Source organism: bacterium (assembly GCA_030685015.1).
Taxonomy (GTDB): domain Bacteria; phylum CAIWAD01; class CAIWAD01; order CAIWAD01; family CAIWAD01; genus CAIWAD01.
In genome coordinates, this window is the sequence record JAUXWS010000101.1 from 1 (window position 1) to 17,195 (window position 17,195).

The following is a 17,195-nucleotide window of genomic DNA, read 5'->3' on the forward strand; positions in this document are numbered from 1 at the left end:
TTGAGCCCCACCGGCGGCGTCATGTAGCCGATCTCGAGGTTGGCCAGGAAGATGACGCCCAGATGGAGCGGGTCCACTCCGAAGCTGGCGGCCACCGGCACGATGAGCGGCACCACGACGATGATGGCGCTGAAGATGTCCATCAGGCAGCCCACCACCAACAGGAAGAGGTTGAGCGCGAGGAGAAAGGCCCAGCGCGAGCCGATCCAGGTCTCCATCCACTCCAGCATGCGCTGAGGGATCTCCATGTCAACCAAGTAATTGGTCAAACCGAGGGCCACGCCCAGGATGGCGAGGACGGCCCCCACCATCGCCATGCTCTCGCCTGTCAGGCGGACCAGGCGGGGCCAGGGCAGCTCGCGGTGGATCAGTCCCTCGACCACCAGCACGACCACGGCCGTCACCGCCGCCGCCTCGGCCGCCGTGACCAGCCCGCCGTAGATGAGGATGAGGACGAGGGGCGGGATGGGCAGCTCCCAGGCCGCCTCGCGCAGGGCGGCCCTCAGTTCCGCCCAGGAGAAGGGTGGGCGGGCCACCCGGGCCCGCTGGGCCACGAACATGGCATAGGCGCCGAGGATGACCAAGATGAGAAGGCCAGGCAGCAGGGCGGCGCGGAAGAGGGCGTCCACGCTGACGCCGGCGATCAGTCCGTAGAGGATGAGGGGCAGGCTGGGGGGAAAGAGCAAGCCGAGGCTGCCCGAGGTGGTCATCAGGCCCAGGGAGAAGCGCTCCGGGTAGCCCTCCTTCAGCAGCACGGGAAAGAGCAGGCCGCCCAGGGCGATGATGGTCACGCCGCTGGCGCCGGTGAAGGCCGTGAAGAGGGCGCAGGCGAGCAGGCTGACCAGGGCGAGGCCGCCCGGCAGCCAGGAGAGGGCGGCGTGGCTGAGGCGGACGACGCGGCGCGGCAGACCCGACTCCGCCATGACGAAGCCGGCGAAGGTGAAGAGGGGGATGGCCACCAGGACGGGTTGGGAGGCCATGCGGTAGAGTTCGATGATGATGGCGGCCGGATCGATCCCCTCCGCCCCGAAGGCGATGAGGGCGATCCAAGCGATCAGCACGAAGAGGGGCAGGCCGAGCAGGGCCGCCAGGCTGAGACCCAGGATGGTCATGCCGCCTTGCCCGCCACCGGAGCCTCCACCGGCTCCCCATCCCCCGCTTCGGCGCCAGGGGGATCCACCCAGCGCAAGGGCATGTTGAGGGCGAAGTGGAAGGCCATCAGGAAGAAGCCGGCGGGGATCACCGCCTGCAGGGGCCAGGCCGGCCAGGGCTGCCCGGCCAGGGCACCCAGCACGGACCAGTCCGGCCAGGCGAGGGGATCGAGCAGGTCGCCGAACTCCCGCGTTTGTCCGACGAAATCCCGCGCGGCCAGGGCCAGGCGGGCGCAGATCCAGGCCGAGAGGCCGTCGAGGACCATGCCCGTCCAGCGCCCCACCGTCGGGGAGAGCAGGCGGCCCAGGGCATCGATGCGGATGTGGCGGGAACGGGCGGCGGCCAGGCCGGCGCCCACCATGCCGATCCAGAGGACGAAATGGCGGATCAGCACTTCGCCCCAGTCCAAGCCGCCCTGGAACTGGCGCAGCACCACCTGCAGAAAGGACAGGACCATCAGCAGCGCGAGCAGGACGAGCAGCAGCATCGCCTCCGCGCGATCAAGGGCGGCTCGCAGTCGGACCAGGCTGTGCAGGACGCGGCTCATCAGGGCTGGGCGCGACGGGCCCGGATGAGCACCCGCGCCCGCTCCAGCAGGGCGGCATCGTAGAGGGAACCGGCCAGTTTGTCCTGGACGCGGATGCCGATCGTCTCGAAGCCGCGCGCTTCCGCCTCGCTGACGGGGGTGACGCGCTGGATGCCCGCCTTGAGGAAGGCCTCGAGGGCGGCCTGGTTGTCGTGGCGGCTGGCCGCGGTCAGCTGGCGCAGGCGCCGGCGGGCGATCTCCTTCACCGTGGCCTGATGGGCGGCGGGGATCTCTTCCCAGATCCGGCGGCTGACCAGCACGGCGCCCGCGGCGCAGGCCATGGGCGGATCGCTCACGTACTTGACGCGCGATTGCCATTGCAGCACGCTGGCGCCGTAGGGGGAGGCGTAGGCGCCATTGATGAGGCCGGTCTGGAAGCTGGTCAACACATCGGGCAGGGCGAGGGGGATGGGCTTCAGGCCCAGCTCGCTGAAGTAGGCCCCGGCCAGGGGGTCGCCCTCCCAGATCCACAGCTTCTGCCGCCCAAGGTCGGCCAGGCTGCGCACCGGATCGCGGGTGAAGAAGTGGACGAAACCCACCTCGGCCCAGCCCAGCAGGATGAAGTCCTTTTCCTCAAAGAGGGTGGCGAAGGTGGGAAAGAGGCCTTCCAGCACGGTGTCCACCTCCGCCGCCGAGCGGAAGAGGTAGGGGAGGTCCAGCAGGCGCGCGTTGGGCTGGATGAGACCCATCCCGACGCCCGTGAAGCCGCCGCCATGGAGCTGTCCGATCCGCATCTTGCGGATGACGTCCTTCTCGTCGCCCTGTACCCCGCCCGGATAGAACTTGAACTTGACGGCCCCGCCCGTCGCCTGTTGGACCTCGGCGTCCAGTTGCTCCATGATGGTCATCCAGGTGGAGTTGCGCGGCGCCACGGTGGCGAACTTGATGACGGTCTCGGCCCGGGCGGTCGTCCCCAAGACCAGGAGCAGCAGCAAGACGGTCAAGGCAAGGCGTCGCGGCATGGTCCATCCTTCCGATTGTGCCGGGACAAGGTAGAAATGCGGGGGGCGACTCGGGCGGCCAAGCCCGGGCGAGAAAGATAGTCCGGGATTGGTCGGGCTGCCCCGCAACCCGTCAGAACAGCTCGCCCCTCCGCGCAGCCAGAAACTCAAGCTGCTCCAGGCACCAGGAGTTGAGCAGGGCCTGGGGGTGGTCCAGATAGCGCGCGGGGTCCTCGTCCAGTACCAGGAGGATCTCTTCGAAGCGCTCCTCGTCCAGGGCGGCAGGACAGTAGTGGCGGGCCTCGAAGAGGAGGGGCAGCAGGAAATCCGCTCCGCCCAGCCGGGCCGCCGTCTGGAAGCGCGCCCGTCCCGCGTCGGGGTCGCCGCCCACGAAGCGGGGCCGCGTGCAGGCCAGGGCGCCCAGGAAGAGGTGGCCGGCGCCGAAGAAGTAGCCCTCCTCCAGTTCCAGGCAGCGCTGGATCATGGCCTCGACGCGTGGCAGGTGGAAAAGGGCCTCCTGGGAGCCCAGGTTGAGGTTCATCCAAGCGCCATAAGGGAATGCGGTCCAGAAGAGGGCAGGCAGGTCGGCGGCGCGGCAGCTCCTCAACCAGGCCTGGAAGGCCTCCTCATCCCCGGCGAAGGGATCCCGCCCCAGCAGCTCGCGGCCCAGGTCCCGCGCCCGCAGATAGAAGGCGCCGGCCCGCAGATCGTCCACGCCTTCCCAATAGACAAGCCCATAGCCGGTGAGAGCCATCGCCTGAAGTTCCTGCAGCCGCGCCTGGTCATGGGTGCGGCGCAGGCCCGCAATGAGGTGCAGGTCCGTCTCGAAGGCGCTGCGGGCCAGGCGCAGGTCCGGCTCGGCGAAGAGGGCCGCCACAAAATGGTCGAGCGTGGGGGTGATCCCCCTGACCGCCATCCGTCTCACCGAGCAGCCGGCCAGGTTGAAGAGGAGCAGCGACACCAGCGTGAGGCTCCATGCGGCGCGTCCCGGATTCGTCATGGTCGTGCTCCTCCCTCCAGCAGGCGGGCCACGTCACGGGCCCCCTTCATCATCAGGCGACCGGCCCGGTCCGTCCGGGCCGACATCATGTGCGAATCGGCTTCGCGGCTCACCAGCCGGCGAAGGCCGCTGTGCCCTCCCCGGGCCGGCTCGTGCACCTCGTAGTCCAGCTCCAGCCAGCCGAACTCCCGTCCGCTGTCGTCCAGGAGATTGATCGACTCGAAGAAGCGCAGGAAGACATTGCGGCGGAGGGACTCCAGCCGCAGGGCGCGCACCTCCAACACGCGGCTGCGCTCGCCGGGAACCAGGCCGTAGAGGTCCAGCCAGCGGCCGGCCGCGCGCTCGCCGGGAAAGGCGGCCACGGCCAGACTGTCGCTACGCAGGGGCCGCACCAGCACCCAGGAGCGGCGCTTGCACTCCTCTTCAAGAAAGCCCTGCCAGACGCGCAGATAGGCCTCTCCGTCGCCCCGGCTTTTCTCCAGGCGACGGTCCATCTGGAAATTGCCGCCCGACCCGAAGCAGACGGGGGAAAGGAAGAGCGTGTCAGGCTGGGTATTGAAGGGGAGCGCGCCGGACGTGCCGAAGGGGATGCGCGGGGCGCAACCGCTGGCCAGGATCAGGACCACCAGTCCCAGGAGGACGAGCGACGTCGACTTGGGCGCCGGTACCGGCTCACCGGAGTGTCGGGTCGAGAACATGTTCAGTTTCGATGAATGGGGTTCGCCCTCCCACCACCCCCCACCCACCCGGGGCACGCTGTCTCTCCCAAAATGTTTCCGTACAAAGGGGCCAAAAAGCAGGGAATGGGAGGGACTGGCCCGGACGCTTGACAGCAGTAGCCTCCATCTGGCCATCGCCGACGAGAGCTGTCGCGCCGGGGTGACGGTCCAGTCGGCGGCCGGCCGCCTATTGGATGGGAAGATCATCTGTCGAAACCGAGAGCATGAAAAGCTTGATGCGGTCGCCGTCCGCCACGTACACGATCTCCTCCTCCGTGCCGGCGCGGACGCTGCGGTTGCCGTAGACGGCCACGCTGCGCGGGTTGCCCAGCTGGTCGTAGCGCCAGACCTTGAGCAGGGTGTCCACCGGTGCGCCGTTCACAACCAGGGTCGTGTCCACCAGGATCTTGCGCGCCCCCAGGGGCAGCAGAAAGTCCCCGTTGCGCCGGTAGACCTGCACGCGGTGCGCCGGCCTCTCCTCCGGCAGGGCGGATTCGCGCCGGTCAAGGACGAAGATGCCGGTGGCCGTGTAGGTGATGTCGCGGGCCTCCCAGAACCGCTGCGGGGCCATGATCGCCCGCCCCTGGAGCCCGAAATCGAAGGACCAATAGTCGACCCCGGCGTACTCCTCCACCGTCAGGCGCTGCACCTTCCAGTAGCCCACGGTGGGCGCCGCCTGGGTGAGATAGAGCGTGCCCGCCCCGTCGGCGTCCAGGGAAAGGGGCCGGTCCACCGTGCCCAGGCCCGTGCCCGAGCCGCTGACCACTTCGCTGCCCGCCTCCTCGTAGAGGTAGACGACGGCCACGTCGGGATTGGCGGTGAAGAGCACGGCGCTGGGCTTGAGGCGGATGCGGCTCAAACGGTTGCCGAAGGTATTGTTGTTGGCGACGAAGACCTCGCGCTTCCCGGCGCGGCCGCGGGCCACCGCGTCCAGGCGTGTGGAGGGGGCGCCTGCCCACAGCGGGTGAGGGCGCAGTTTGGCCTGGAAATCGGCCGTGCTTAGATCCAGGCTGTCCACGCGCAGGAACTCCCACTGCGGCAGGGTGCGGTTGGCCATCCGGTCGGCGATCCCGGCCGCGTCCAGGGTGTCGATGATCCCGCTCTGGCGGTGGCGCGCCACGCCCCCGCTCAGGCCCCAAACGAGGGGCTCGCGGGCGGCCGCCAGGTTGTGGGCCCACAGCACGTTGTCCCCCGCCACGGCGAAGAGAAGCTGTTCGGGACCCACCGCCACGCCTTTGACGCCGGGCAGCGAAAAGTCCGTCAGGCCCGCCGTCGCCACCGGGTTGAGGGCCTGGTCCCAGACGCTGATCCGGCCGCTGCCCGCCTCCGCCACGTAGATGTGGCCGTCGTCGTTGATGAAGAGGTCGGTCGGGACGGCGCTATCCGCCAGGACGATCTGGCGGTTGAGCAGAAGGTAGCTGGAGTCCCCGGCGCCGAAGCCCGTCTCCCCCACCTTGGCCACGCTGGGCAGGGGAAAGCGGTCCACGTCGCAGCCGGCCACCGCCACCAGCAGGGCGGCCAGGGCCAGCGGCCGCAGGCGGGAAGGGAGATGGGGTCGCATCATGGGTGCCACTCGCTTGGATTCACCGTGGGCTGCCGGGCTGCCGGGCATGGGGCCTCACCAATTGAACTGGCTGGAAAGGCGGCGGCTGTGGTCCAGCAGGCCGAAGTCGCTGTAACTGATATCCATGCGCACGCCCAGGCCCCAGCGTTCGAAGGAGAGGCCGGCGCCCAGGGTCCACTTCTCCTCGCCGCCGTTGAAGCGCCATCCGCCACGCAGGAAGGCCGCCTGCCGCCAGCCGTACTCCAGGCCCAGGGCATAGCTCTCCAGGTTGTCGACGGGATGGTTGATCTGGGCCGCGGCCAGCACCTTGTGGTCCACATCGTCCCAGACGTGCAGGGAGCTGCCCAGGCGGAAGACGGTGGGCGCCGAGAAATCCTCCCAGGAGCTGCGCCGGGAGCCGTCCGCCGTGGTCCAGCCGCCCTCCGGCTGGAACTGCCCGCCGAAGTTGACCAGGGCCACGGCCACGGACAGGTCGCGCCAGCCGGTCCGGTAGAAGGTGCCCAGGTCCAGCAGGAGGCCGTCCATCGTCACCTCGGCGATGTCCTCCCGCACGTAGCGGGCCGTCAGGCCGCAGGAGAACTGGTTGGTCAGCTGGAGGGCGCCCGTCACCTGGAGGAACTGGTCGGTGAAGCTGAAGGTGCGGCCGTCCCCGTCGGGGTGCTGCTCCGTGGTGACGGCCATCTCGTCCGTGCCCAGCTGGCCGTAGGCGAGGCCCAGGTGGAGGATGGGGCTCATCTCCCGCGAGTAGCCCAGCCAGGTGTAGGTGATGTCGGCCGGCCAGCGCAGATGGTTGACGGCCACCTGGTTGCCCTTCAGGTGGCTGAGCCCGGCCGGATTCCAGTAGAGGGCGGTGGCGTCGTCGGCCACGCCGGCGAAGGCCTGGCCCATCCCTTCGGCGCGTGCGCCCACGCCGATCTTGAGAAAGCCCAGCACGGTGGTGGCGGCCCGCTCCTCGCCGAAGTTGTGGATCAACTGCTGGCCCCGGGCGGCGGGCTGTGCCGCCAGCAACAGAAGCAGCCCCAGGACCAGCCGCACTGTGTCGCGAGGAATCATGGGCGCGCCATCCTCTTCCATGCCTGCCATCAGAACTGCACCGCCACGCCGAACATCACCTGGCGCGGCTCCTTGAAGCGGGCCGGCGTGCCCGGCGGCCGCACACGGTCGCGGCTCAGCTCGCTGGACCACTCGTAGTAGACGCGGCGGTTGGCGATGAAGGGATCGCCCTCCTCCCACACCTCGCCCGTCAGGGGGTTGATCCATCCCGAGGAGGCGGCGCTCTTCACGTTGAAGATGTTCTCCACCTCGCAGAAGAAGCGCAGGTCCAGGGCGCCGGCCCGCCAGTCCTTCCAGCCCTTGAAGTCCACCGTGTGCTGCATGGGCGTCATGTGGGTATAGGGCTTGGACTCCCGGTCCCGCGGCTCGTCGTCGTCGGGGTTGGCGGGGTCGCCCATGTCAATGTACTGCGGCGTGTAGCGCTGGCCGCTCTCCAGCTCCAGGCGCAGGTTGGCGCCCCAGCGGTCGGGCAGTCGCCAGGAGCCGATGGAGGGCGCCTTGCCCCGGGCGACATGGTAGCCCAGGTCGAAGCTGGTCTGCAGGGGCTTGTCCCAGCGCAGGAAGCTCTCGCTCAGATCCTCGTCGCGGCTGCCCACCCGTACCTCGTTGAGCAGGTTCTCGGCGGGGGAGCTGCTCTTGCCAGTGAGCACGCTATAGGACAGGTTCCAGTTGAAACTCCACCAGCGCTCGAAGCGATGGCGCCAGGAAAGCTCCAGGCCGCGGCTGCGGGCGTAGTCGATGTTCCAGTACTGGGTGTAGCTGATGTTGCCGTAGCGCGGGTGCTTGCTGTTGACGTTGAAGGCCGTCACGTAATTGAACATGTCCTTGTAGAAAGCCGTCAGCTGCAGCACGCTGTTGGAGTTGAACTTGTGCTTGAGTCCCAGCTCGTAGGCCACGGTGGTGGTGGGACTCAGGTTGGGGTTGCCGAAGAGCTGGTAGCTTCCCTGTCCGGCCGTCTGCAGCTTGGCGTAGACATAGGCGTATTTGGGCCGCTGGCTGAAGTGGCCGTAGCTGAAGAAGAGCATGTCGTTGTCGGTGACGGGGTGGCTGATCCCCAGCCGCGGGCTGAGCTGCGCCTTCCAGCGCCCGCCGAAGAGGCCGAAGGTCTCGTCACGGAAGAGGGCGCGGGCATCCTCGGTGAGGATGGCGGTGGCGGGGTCCTCCACCACGCGCTCCACGTAGCTGCCGGGCCGCCAGTAATCCAGGCGCAGGCCCAGATTGGCGTTCATGCCCTTGTAGCTGATCTTGTCCTGCACGTAGAAGGCGCCGGCCACCGTCCAGGCGCGGTACATGTCGAAGGAACGGCCCGGGGCCTCCGCCGTGGCCAGCCAGGGCGCCGTGATGTGGAGCAGCTGCAGCTCCGTGTTCTCCACCTCGAAACCCGACTTCAGCTCGTGGGCTCCCGCGCTGCGGGTGATGGCCCCCTTCAGGCTGTGGGTCAGGGCGTGGTGGTCATGCCAGAAGTCCGTGTCGCCGTAGTCCCAGAAACCGTCCCCCTGGTAGATGGTGATGGAGCCGTCGGGGTTGAGCAGGTACCAGGTGGGTTCGATGTCCAGCGGGCGGTCGTACTGGGTCCAGTGCTTGCCGGCGTCGGCGTGCTGGTTGATGAAGAACATGCCGTAGGTGAAGTCGACGTAAGAGCGCTCGCTCAGCGTCTCCTTCCAGTTGAAGCTGGTCTGGCGCGACTCCTGGCTGAAGGTGTTGTAGTTGTCCAGGTTCCGCTGGTACTCGTAGGGGTAGAAGCGCCGGTCCTCCACCAGGGTGGTGAAGTAGCCCTGGTTGACCTGCATGCTGCGGCCCCACGAGGCGGTCAGCTTGCGCGTGGGTTTGGGGCGCCAGGTCAGCTTGGCCAGCAGCGAGGCGTTGTTCTCCTGGCGCAGGGTGTAGGGCTCCATCCAGTCCTGGGAGGGCTGCAGCTCCGTGGCGTGGGGCAGGTGCGTGTCGCCGAAGGAGCCGTAGCCGTTGAGGAACCAAGTCAGGGCGCCGGGCAGGCCAATGTTGGGCAGCGGCCCTCCCACGCTGGCCTCCACCACGTCCTGGTTCTGGTTGAGGCGGGGCCAGGCGCCCAGGTTGTCCCGCTTCCAGGAGACGCTGCCGAAGAGTTCGTCGTCCCCCTCGCGCGTCTCCACGTTGATGACGCCGCTCATGGCCTCGCCGTACTCGGCGTTGAAGCCGCCCGTGATCACCTCCACCTGCTTGACGGCGGAGGCGGAGAGGAAGACGCCCGTCCCCTGTCCCGAGACCGGGTCCTTGACGCTGAGCCCGTCGATGATGTAGAGGTTCTCGTCGGCGCGCCCGCCGCGGATGTGCACCTCGTTGTCCGACTTGGTGACCCCCGCCTGCTGGCTGACCACGTCCACGATGTTCTCCACCACCTTGGTCTGGATCGACTCCAGGTCGAGGGTGGTGCTCGAGCTGGTGTTGTCCACCTGGTAAAGCGGCTTCTTGCCAATGATGACGATGTCCTCGCCCTTGAGGAAGCTCTTCTCCAGGGCGATGTCCTGCTGGAGCGCCTGGTTGTCCAGGACGAGCACGCCGGTCACCAGCACCGTCTTGTAGCCCAGCATGCTGAACTCGAGGTCCACCGTGCCCGGCTTCAGCTGGCCCACGATGTAGGCGCCGTCCAGGTCGGTGGCCCCGCCACGGTAGGTGCCCTTCACCACCACGTTGACGCCGGCCAGCGGCTGCCCCGTCTCCTTGTCCGTCACCCGGCCGCGCAGGCGGCCGTCGGCCGCGGCTTGGCCGGCCAGGCCGAGCGACAGGGCCACAAGGATGATCAAGGCCGCCGCCCGCGACCACAGCCCCGTCCGCCCGGCACGGCCCGCCCAGGGACGCGGGGCGGGCGCGGTCAAGGCCCTACCAGTTGAAATCATCATGGATCACCGTCATGAAGAGGCTGTCCAGATTGGTCGCCTTGTGCAGGGGCAGGGCGAAATAGAGCTGCTTGGCCTTGCCCGGCCGGCCGTCCGCCTCGACGCGGGCCGCCACCGTCACGCGGGGACGGTCCGGATTGCCCTGCACCTCGGGCACGAAGTAGAGTTCCGTGGCGGAACTGTCGGGCAGGAAGCCGTGGCGGGGATACTCGCTGCCCGGACTGACGAAGGAGATGGCCTCCCGCATGGCCAGGCTCGGGTAGTGGGCGAAACCGGCGCCCGGTAGCAGCGGATGGCTGGGCAGGATGCGGTCGCGTTGGTCGGTGAGGGAGTCCACCGGCACGCAGATGCCGTCGAAGATGTAGGTGCCGCCGGTGCTGCGCCGGCGTCCGATGTCGGTCGTGGTCATGAGGAGGCGGCCGCCCCGGGCCATGAAGAGGTCCAGGTTGTCGCAGGCCAGCTCGTTCTGCGTCCTCTTCCAGCTGAACCAGAAGACCATGGCGAAGTCATCCATGATGGCCTGGAAGTCCTGGTCATCGTAGGGCAGCCAGTTCGTCGCCACCCAGAAGGTGAAGTCCTCGTGCTCCTGGTAGCCCATGGCGTCCAGGCCGGCCCGCACGTAAGGCACGCCCTCGGTCACCTCGGCCGGATCGTCGAAGACGACGAGGAGATGGCCCTCCAGCGGGCGCACGGCCCACACCTGGGCGCGGCCGTCGGCCAGCGTGTCACCGGGCCGCGGATAGCCCAGGGTCTCGCTCCAGGCCTGGGCGATGTCCTGGGCCTTGACGAAGACCCGGTGCGGACCGGGCGTCAGCTGGGCCGGCGTGAGCGAGATGGAGCCCAGGCCGGGGGGCAGGTCCTGCCAACTGCTTGTGTCGTCCAGGGCCCACACCACCCGCGTGATGGTGGCGTTGCCGTCCAGGTCCCAGGCGTTGAAGTGGAAGGTGTTGAAGCCGAAGGTCCAGCTGGTGTCGGCCGTCGTGTTGGAGAGGAGTTCCTGGCTCTGCGCCACCCAGTCCACGCGCGGCTTCTGGTTGTAGGCCGGAAAGACCGTGACGGCGGGGCTCGGGTCCACCGCCCCCTCGTTGTCCACGGCGCGGATCTCGAAGCGGACCAGCTCCACGTCCTGCGTCAGCAGCACGACGAAAGTGTCGCTCTCGGCCTCCGTCCGGTGCCAGACCGGGTTCCCGGCGCTGTCCACGTCGCTGGACCAGCGGTAGAGGTAGTGGTCGATCCAGCCGTCGGCGTCCTCGCCCCACCAGGCGAGGCCCACCCGCGAGGTGCTGAGGCCCAGGGTGTCCACCTGGGCGGAGTCCGCCCGGAAGAAGCCGACGGAGAGGTGGGTTTGGGGCGGCCGGTTGTCCAACCGGCTGCCGCCCCCCTCGCGGGGTTCGCAGCCAAGCTGCCAGGCCAGCGCCGGCACAATCAGGAGGATCCAGCGGGACATGCCTTCCTCGCGCAGGAATGGGGCGGGCCGGAGCCCGCCCCGTCGTCGGTCCTTACTTGACCAGCAGCAGCTTCAGCTGGCTGGAGCGGCCCTCCGCCTCCAACCGGGCCAGGTAGAGTCCGCTGGCGAGACGGCTGCCGTCGAAGACCACGCTGTGCCCGCCGGCCGGCCGCCGGCCGCTGGCCAGCAGGGCCACCTCCTGCCCCGCCAGGTTGACCACGCTGAGGCGCAGCTCGGTCTCCCGCGACAGCTCGTAATGGATGGTCGTGGCCGGGTTGAAGGGGTTGGGCACGGCCGCGGCCAGGCTGAACTCCACCGGCCGGGTCGGCCGGGCAAGGCTGCTCAGGTTGATGAAATCGTCGTTCTGGCGCGGGGCGATCTTCCAGGCGTTGAAGTTGTAGGTGATGACGCCGCGCAGGCCGTCCATGTGGGCGCCCACGGACAGCTGGACATCCCAGGTGCCCAGGTTGTCCACGATGATGGGGTTGCCCTGGCCGTCCTGGACCAGCCACTCGCCGAAGCCGGCGTCCGCCGTCACGGTCAGGTTGGACAACTCCACCAGCACGCTCTCCCAGGGCTCGGGACCGGCCAGGAAGCTGCCCAGCGACAGGGGCGTGACGGGAGAATCGTTGCCCGGGGAGTGCAGAGTGAAGCTGCTGATGCTGGTCAATTCCGTCAGGCCGTTGTACTCGGTGACCATGCCCCCCAGGGTGACGAGGTCGCCCCGCTCCAGCTGCTCCAGCCAGACGCCGTGGCTCTGGTTGTTGTAGATGTAGATGGCGTGGTTGGCGCCCCCCGCCTCGGCAATGATGTAGTTGCGGTAGGTGTCCTCCACCGTGAAGCCGAAGTCCGTGTAACCGAAGGTGACCACGCCCGTGATGGTGGCCGGTCGGCACTGGTAGAGGCTGGCGCCGTCGGCATAGGTCTCGCTCTGGATCTGCAGGCAGGTGGTGGGCGTCACGCTGCTCACGTATAGCTGCGGGAAGGAGGGCGAGCCGGCGCCGTCGGCGGGATGGTGGCTGGGGTTGCCCTCGTCGTCCATGGCGTAGATGTAGAAGTCCACCATGGAGCCTTCGGGCTGGGCGGGCAGGTCGGCCGTGTAAAGGATGGGGTTGGAGAGGTCGCGCGTGAGCGGGAAGTCGATGAAGGCCCCGCCGTTGACGCGATAGTAGACGAAGGCCTCGTCGATGGCCGTGTTGTCCGAGATGTTCACGGCGATGTGGATGAGATCGGCGGGCGTGGCGCCGCAGGGGCCGATCGTTGTGCCGCTGATGATGGGCGGGCCCACCGCCAGGATGAGGTCGTTGATGTCGCGGGGCATCACGTTGTAGTTGCTGTAGACCTGGTAGATGACGCCGCGGATCATCGAGAAGGTGGAGCCCAGGGGCGGGCGTCCATAATTGGAGAGGCCGTAGGCCGCCGTGCGGATGACCGCCCTGTTGCCCTCGGGATCGGCCACCGTGAACTGCCGCCAGGAGGGCGGCGCGCTGATGTCCACCACCACCGCGTCGTGGATCTCCATCAGCATGGCCTCGTAGCGCTCGGCCACATGGTCCTCGTGGCGGATGGGGTCCAGGTACCACATGTCCACGAAGACGGGATCGGGCAGGGGCTGCTCATAGTCCAGCACCTCCACATCCACGGAGGGATCATTGGGGACGATCTCCGTCATGTGGGAGTAGCGGCCGGATTCCTGGGTGCGGTACTCGGCCACCGTGCCCGTGACGCGCAGGCGGTCCCCCACGAAGACGTCGAAGGCGCCGCCCACGTTCTTGAAGACGAGCACGCCGCTGTAGTCGCCGCCGTTCTCGTCAATCAGGTAGAAGCTGGAGTTGCTTCCAGCGTAAAAATGTTCCGACGAGGAGAGGGCGACGCCCTCCACCGTCACCAGTTGGCCGACAGTGCCGGCGCTGTCCGGGCCGAAGATGGTGGGCAGCTGCATCTCGGCGATGGTCATCTCCTCCTGGGCCGTGGCCAGGCCGGCCAGGCAGAAGAACAGGGCAATCCAGGACCTCATGGTGTCCTCCTTGGCTTGAGGGCCGCCGCGGGCGGCGCTTGGATGATTCGTTGCCACAGGGGGGCGGTCATTTGATCACGGCGAACTTGCCGATCTCGACCTTGCCCGTGGCCTTGTCCTCCACCGTGAAGAGGTAGAGGCCGGTGGCGATGGCCTGGTTGTGGCGGCTGACCAGATCCCAGGCGTGCTCGCCCCCGGAGAAGACAAAAGGTGTCTCGCCGATGCTGCTGCCCGCCACCTGCTCCTGCGTCTTGCGGATGAGGGCCACGTCCAGGCCCTGGTAGGTGGCGGCATCGTGCTCGACGGAGTCGACGAAATCGCCGGCCAGGGTGAAGATGCTCACCGTGCAGCGCGCCGGCAGGTGGGTGAACCAGATCATGCGATCGTAGGGACCGCTGCCGTCCCACGAGGCGCGGCCCCGGTAGGGGTTGGGGTAGACGCCGGGCTTGCGGTCGCGGCCGTCGGCCAGGCCGTCGGGCAGGCTGCCCGGGAAGACGAAGACCCAGTTCTCGGTCACGGCCGACTCCAGACTGGGCAGGTTGTTGGCGGGCAGGCCGTGGTCGTAGGCGGAAACGGCCAGCCAGTTGCCCTGGGGACGCCCGGAGAGCAGGTTCTCCATGCGGAAGGCGTAGTGGTACCAGACGCCGCCCAGCTCCATCGAATCCGCGTCCACGCCCAGGGCCCGGCGCACGGTGATGTCATCCAGCCCGGTGTTGGGCCAGATCTCGTTGATGATGTCGAACTGGGCCACCAGCGTGCGCGTCCCGCCGGCGCCCGGGGTGCGCAGGCTGCTGTAGATGCGGTAGCCCTCGAAGTCCTGCTCCCCGAGAATGGGGTCGACGAAGGATTCGGGATCGTTGCGCCAGTAGAGGGTCAGCTCGCGCTCGCCCACCTCCACGGCCAGGCGCGGCGCCGGGGGCGGATTGGGCAGGAGGTAGCGGTCGAGGACACCATCGCCGTCCAGGTCCTCCTCGGGCTGGAGAATGCCGTCCCGGTTCTTGTCCTCCCCGTCCCAGGCGATACGGGCCCAGGTGGTGTTGGCGACCAGGGGGGCGGCCTTGCGCTGCAGGCGTTCGAGACCAGTCAACAGCTCGCCCTCGGGCACGAAGTCCTGCCGGCCGCAGCCGATGGCGAAGACGGCGTTCAAGCTCTCGCCGGGGGCCAGACGCCCGAAGGAGCCGGCGCTGGCCAGCATCATCCAGCTGCTGCTGTTGGCCGTGCCGTAGGGAAAACTGGCGTCGCTGAGGGAGGGGCGGGCCTGCATGGCGGCGTAGCGCGCCGCTTCGTTGTTGGGCATGACCAGGGCGGGGAAGCTCTGGTTGTAGTCGCGGTTCCAGATCCAGGTGTTGGCGCGGGGCTTGATGCGGCGGGGATCCGCCACGTGGGGGGCGGAGCCGCCCAGGAAGCGGCAACCCAGGATGCTCTCGGCATAGCCGTTGTCGCCGTCCGCGTCGTAGCCGACCGCCATCCAGATGCTGTCCCCCGCCGCCGGGCTGGCCTGGTCGGTCAGGACGACGCCGGCCAGGTTGTCGTACCACAACCAGCCGCCCCGGCCCGGGGCGTAGTAGTTGTGCAGGTTGAAGTTGCCCACCGCCTCGTCGATCCAGTAGCCCACGAAAAGCGAGTCGATCGTCCAGCCCGTGCCGGCGGGATCCAGGGCGTGGCTGATGTTGGTGATGGTCAGGTCCAGGATGACAAAGGCGTTGGCATAGCTGTAGTTCCAGGCGTGGCTGTCCAGATCCACCCGCAGTCCCAGCGGCGTGTGGCCGGTGATGACTTCCCCCGTGCCGGGCACGACGCGGCTGGTGTCCGTGAAGGACATGAGGAAATCCTGGTGGCTGACGGCCTCCGGATGGAAGTTGGGGCTGTCCGGAAATGTGGAGCGCACCAGGATGGCGCCGCTGCGGTCCTGGGCGGCGGGCACGTTGTTCCACTCCCAGCCCGCCCCGCCGAAACTGCCGTCCATCACGGCGGTGGAGACGCGGGGCTCCCCGCCCACCACGCCCCCCACCCACAGGCCGCCATAGGAGAAATGCTCCACTTGTTCGAAATCCAGATCGGAGTACTGCTTGTAGAGGCAGGACGGCTGGCCCTCGATGTTGTAGCCGTGTCCAATCACACCGAAGTTGGTGATGGTCATGCCCAATTCCCCCACCGAGGTGAAGGTGCCGAAATCGTCGGCGGCGGGCGCGGCCAGGGGGGCGGCCAGCAGGGCAAGGGCCAGGATCCGCAGATTCATCATGGTGCAGCCATCGTCCACGTTGAGGGGCGGGGACTTCGCCGACCACGGCGGGGCGGCCGATGCTCTCGCCAGTTGAATCATGGTCCGAAAGGGCCGTTAATGTAGCATGAGGAGTGTCACGGAGCGAGGACAGCGGCCGGGAAGAAGGGCCGCCGGCCCTCTGCGGAAGCCGTTTCGGCCCCGGCCGGCGCTCAACCGGGGCGGCCGGCCAAACCGGCCAGGGCCGCCACGTAGGAGGCCGTCTTGAGCCGGCTTTCCTCCTCTTCCGCCGCCGGCGTGCTGTCGATGGTGATGCCGCCTCCCGCCAAGAGGCGCAGACCACCCCGCTGATGGAGGGCGGTGCGGATGGCCACGGCGAACTCGAAGTCCCCCGCCGCGTCCACCCACCCCACGGCGCCGAAGCAGGGGCCGCGTGGCCGGGATTCCAGGCCGGCGATGCGCTCCATGGCCCGGCGGCGGGGGCAGCCCGTCACGCTGCCGCAGGGGAAGGCGGCCTGGAAGATCTCCTGCAGTCCCCGTCCCGGGCGCAGTTCCCCCTCGACCAGGGCACAGGTGTGCAGCAGGTGGGGCAGCCACATCAGCTCGGGAAAGGGGCCGGTCCGCACGCTGCCCGGCCGGCAGACCCGGCTCAGGTCGTTGCGGAGCAGGTCGACGATCATGGCCAGCTCGGCACGGTCCTTGCCCGAGGCGAGCAGGCGGGCCGCCACCGCCTCATCGGCAGGGCCGGCCCCGCGCACCGGGGGCAGGTCCATCCGTCCGCCGGTCTCGCGCCGCACCGTCCCCTTGATGGGCCGCGTCCAAAGGTGCGCGCCGCGCCGAGCCAGGAAAAGCTCCGGGGAGTCGCAGACCAGGGCGCGACCGCGCCATTCCAGCAAGGCCCGATAACCCCCGTCCGCCGGATCGTGGCGGCGCAGGGCGGCGAAGAGGGCGGGGGCGCCGCCCGGAGCCAGGGCGGCGGCAAAGGCCTGCACAAGATTGATCTGATAGCAATCGCCGGCGCGGATCAGATCCCGCACCCGCTGCACGCCTCGCCGGAAGTGGTCCCGCGGGTCCTCGGGCTCCAGCGGGCCGGCCGGGCCGGACCAGCCGCGGGGTCCGGCCCAGGCCGCCGGATGGGAATCGAAGCCCGGTTCGAGCCGCTCCTCCACCCGATGAAAGTCGAAGCGCAGCAGGGGCCAATCCAGGGATGGGCCGGGGGGGGGCGGCAGCTCCTCCAACAAGCCGGCGTAATCGTAGGAGACAAAGCCCATGCCGGTGCGGCCCAGAGCGCGGGCCCGCTCCTCGACCAGCGTCAAGGGCGGCGCATCGCGGCGGCGGCGGTGGCGGCCGGTCAGCTGCCACATCCGCGCGGCCTGGGGCGGGCCGGTCAGCACGATGCTCTCCAGCAGTCCGCTGCCCCGCCAAGCGCGTCCGCCAAAGGGCCCCAACCAGGCGCGAGGCCGGGGGGAGGCCAGATGGCGCTGCCAGAGGGCGGCCAGGTCCTCATGTTGACTGGCGGCTGGGTGGCCTGCGGCGTTCATCGGATCCTTTGTTTGTCAAGAGCGTGCCCTGGACTGGAGCCTGGTGGGTGCCAGGCCGGTGCCAGGTCGGTGCCAGGTCGG

At 68.6% G+C, this 17,195-nt stretch carries 12 protein-coding genes; all 12 read right to left on the reverse strand.

Translation table 11 applies throughout. The features are described from left to right. Positions 1–1,112, reverse strand: a 1,112-nt coding sequence (locus Q8O14_14995; GenBank protein ID MDP2362033.1) for a TRAP transporter large permease subunit, incomplete at its 3' end; no start/stop codon positions are given. Continuing rightward, positions 1,109–1,699, reverse strand: coding sequence for a TRAP transporter small permease subunit (locus Q8O14_15000; protein ID MDP2362034.1), 591 nt, complete (start codon positions 1,697–1,699; stop codon positions 1,109–1,111). The genes Q8O14_14995 and Q8O14_15000, both read right to left, overlap by 4 nt. Further along, complete coding sequence (dctP, locus tag Q8O14_15005; protein ID MDP2362035.1) at positions 1,699–2,700, reverse strand: TRAP transporter substrate-binding protein DctP; 1,002 nt, start codon at positions 2,698–2,700, stop codon at positions 1,699–1,701. The genes Q8O14_15000 and dctP overlap by 1 nt, the downstream gene beginning before the upstream one ends. Positions 2,701–2,812: 112 nt before the next feature. After that, a complete protein-coding gene (locus Q8O14_15010) occupies positions 2,813–3,679 on the reverse strand; it encodes a TRAP transporter TatT component family protein (protein ID MDP2362036.1) in 867 nt (288 codons plus the stop codon). Further along, positions 3,676–4,377 carry a hypothetical protein gene (locus tag Q8O14_15015; GenBank protein ID MDP2362037.1) on the reverse strand — a complete coding sequence of 234 codons (702 nt, stop codon included), beginning with the start codon at positions 4,375–4,377 and terminating at the stop codon, positions 3,676–3,678. The genes Q8O14_15010 and Q8O14_15015 overlap by 4 nt, the downstream gene beginning before the upstream one ends. A gap of 208 nt (positions 4,378–4,585) precedes the next feature. Further along, positions 4,586–5,962 carry a hypothetical protein gene (locus Q8O14_15020; GenBank protein ID MDP2362038.1) on the reverse strand — a complete coding sequence of 459 codons (1,377 nt, stop codon included), beginning with the start codon at positions 5,960–5,962 and terminating at the stop codon, positions 4,586–4,588. Positions 5,963–6,016: 54 nt separating this feature from the next. Further along, the gene (locus Q8O14_15025) at positions 6,017–7,015 is read right to left on the reverse strand and encodes a PorV/PorQ family protein (GenBank protein MDP2362039.1); all 999 of its coding nucleotides are present in this window, start codon (positions 7,013–7,015) and stop codon (positions 6,017–6,019) included. A gap of 29 nt (positions 7,016–7,044) precedes the next feature. Beyond that, complete coding sequence (locus tag Q8O14_15030; GenBank protein ID MDP2362040.1) at positions 7,045–9,795, reverse strand: TonB-dependent receptor; 2,751 nt, start codon at positions 9,793–9,795, stop codon at positions 7,045–7,047. A 76-nt stretch (positions 9,796–9,871) separates the two neighbouring features. Next, positions 9,872–11,335, reverse strand: coding sequence for a hypothetical protein (locus Q8O14_15035; protein ID MDP2362041.1), 1,464 nt, complete (start codon positions 11,333–11,335; stop codon positions 9,872–9,874). 52 nt (positions 11,336–11,387) lie between these two features. Next, positions 11,388–13,352 (reverse strand): T9SS type A sorting domain-containing protein, encoded by a 1,965-nt coding sequence (locus Q8O14_15040; protein MDP2362042.1) that lies wholly within the window; start codon positions 13,350–13,352, stop codon positions 11,388–11,390. Between the two features lie 67 nt (positions 13,353–13,419). Continuing rightward, positions 13,420–15,594 carry a hypothetical protein gene (locus tag Q8O14_15045; protein MDP2362043.1) on the reverse strand — a complete coding sequence of 725 codons (2,175 nt, stop codon included), beginning with the start codon at positions 15,592–15,594 and terminating at the stop codon, positions 13,420–13,422. A 191-nt stretch (positions 15,595–15,785) separates the two neighbouring features. Further along, positions 15,786–17,114, reverse strand: coding sequence for a chorismate-binding protein (locus Q8O14_15050; protein ID MDP2362044.1), 1,329 nt, complete (start codon positions 17,112–17,114; stop codon positions 15,786–15,788). Between the last annotated feature and the right edge of the window lie 81 nt (positions 17,115–17,195).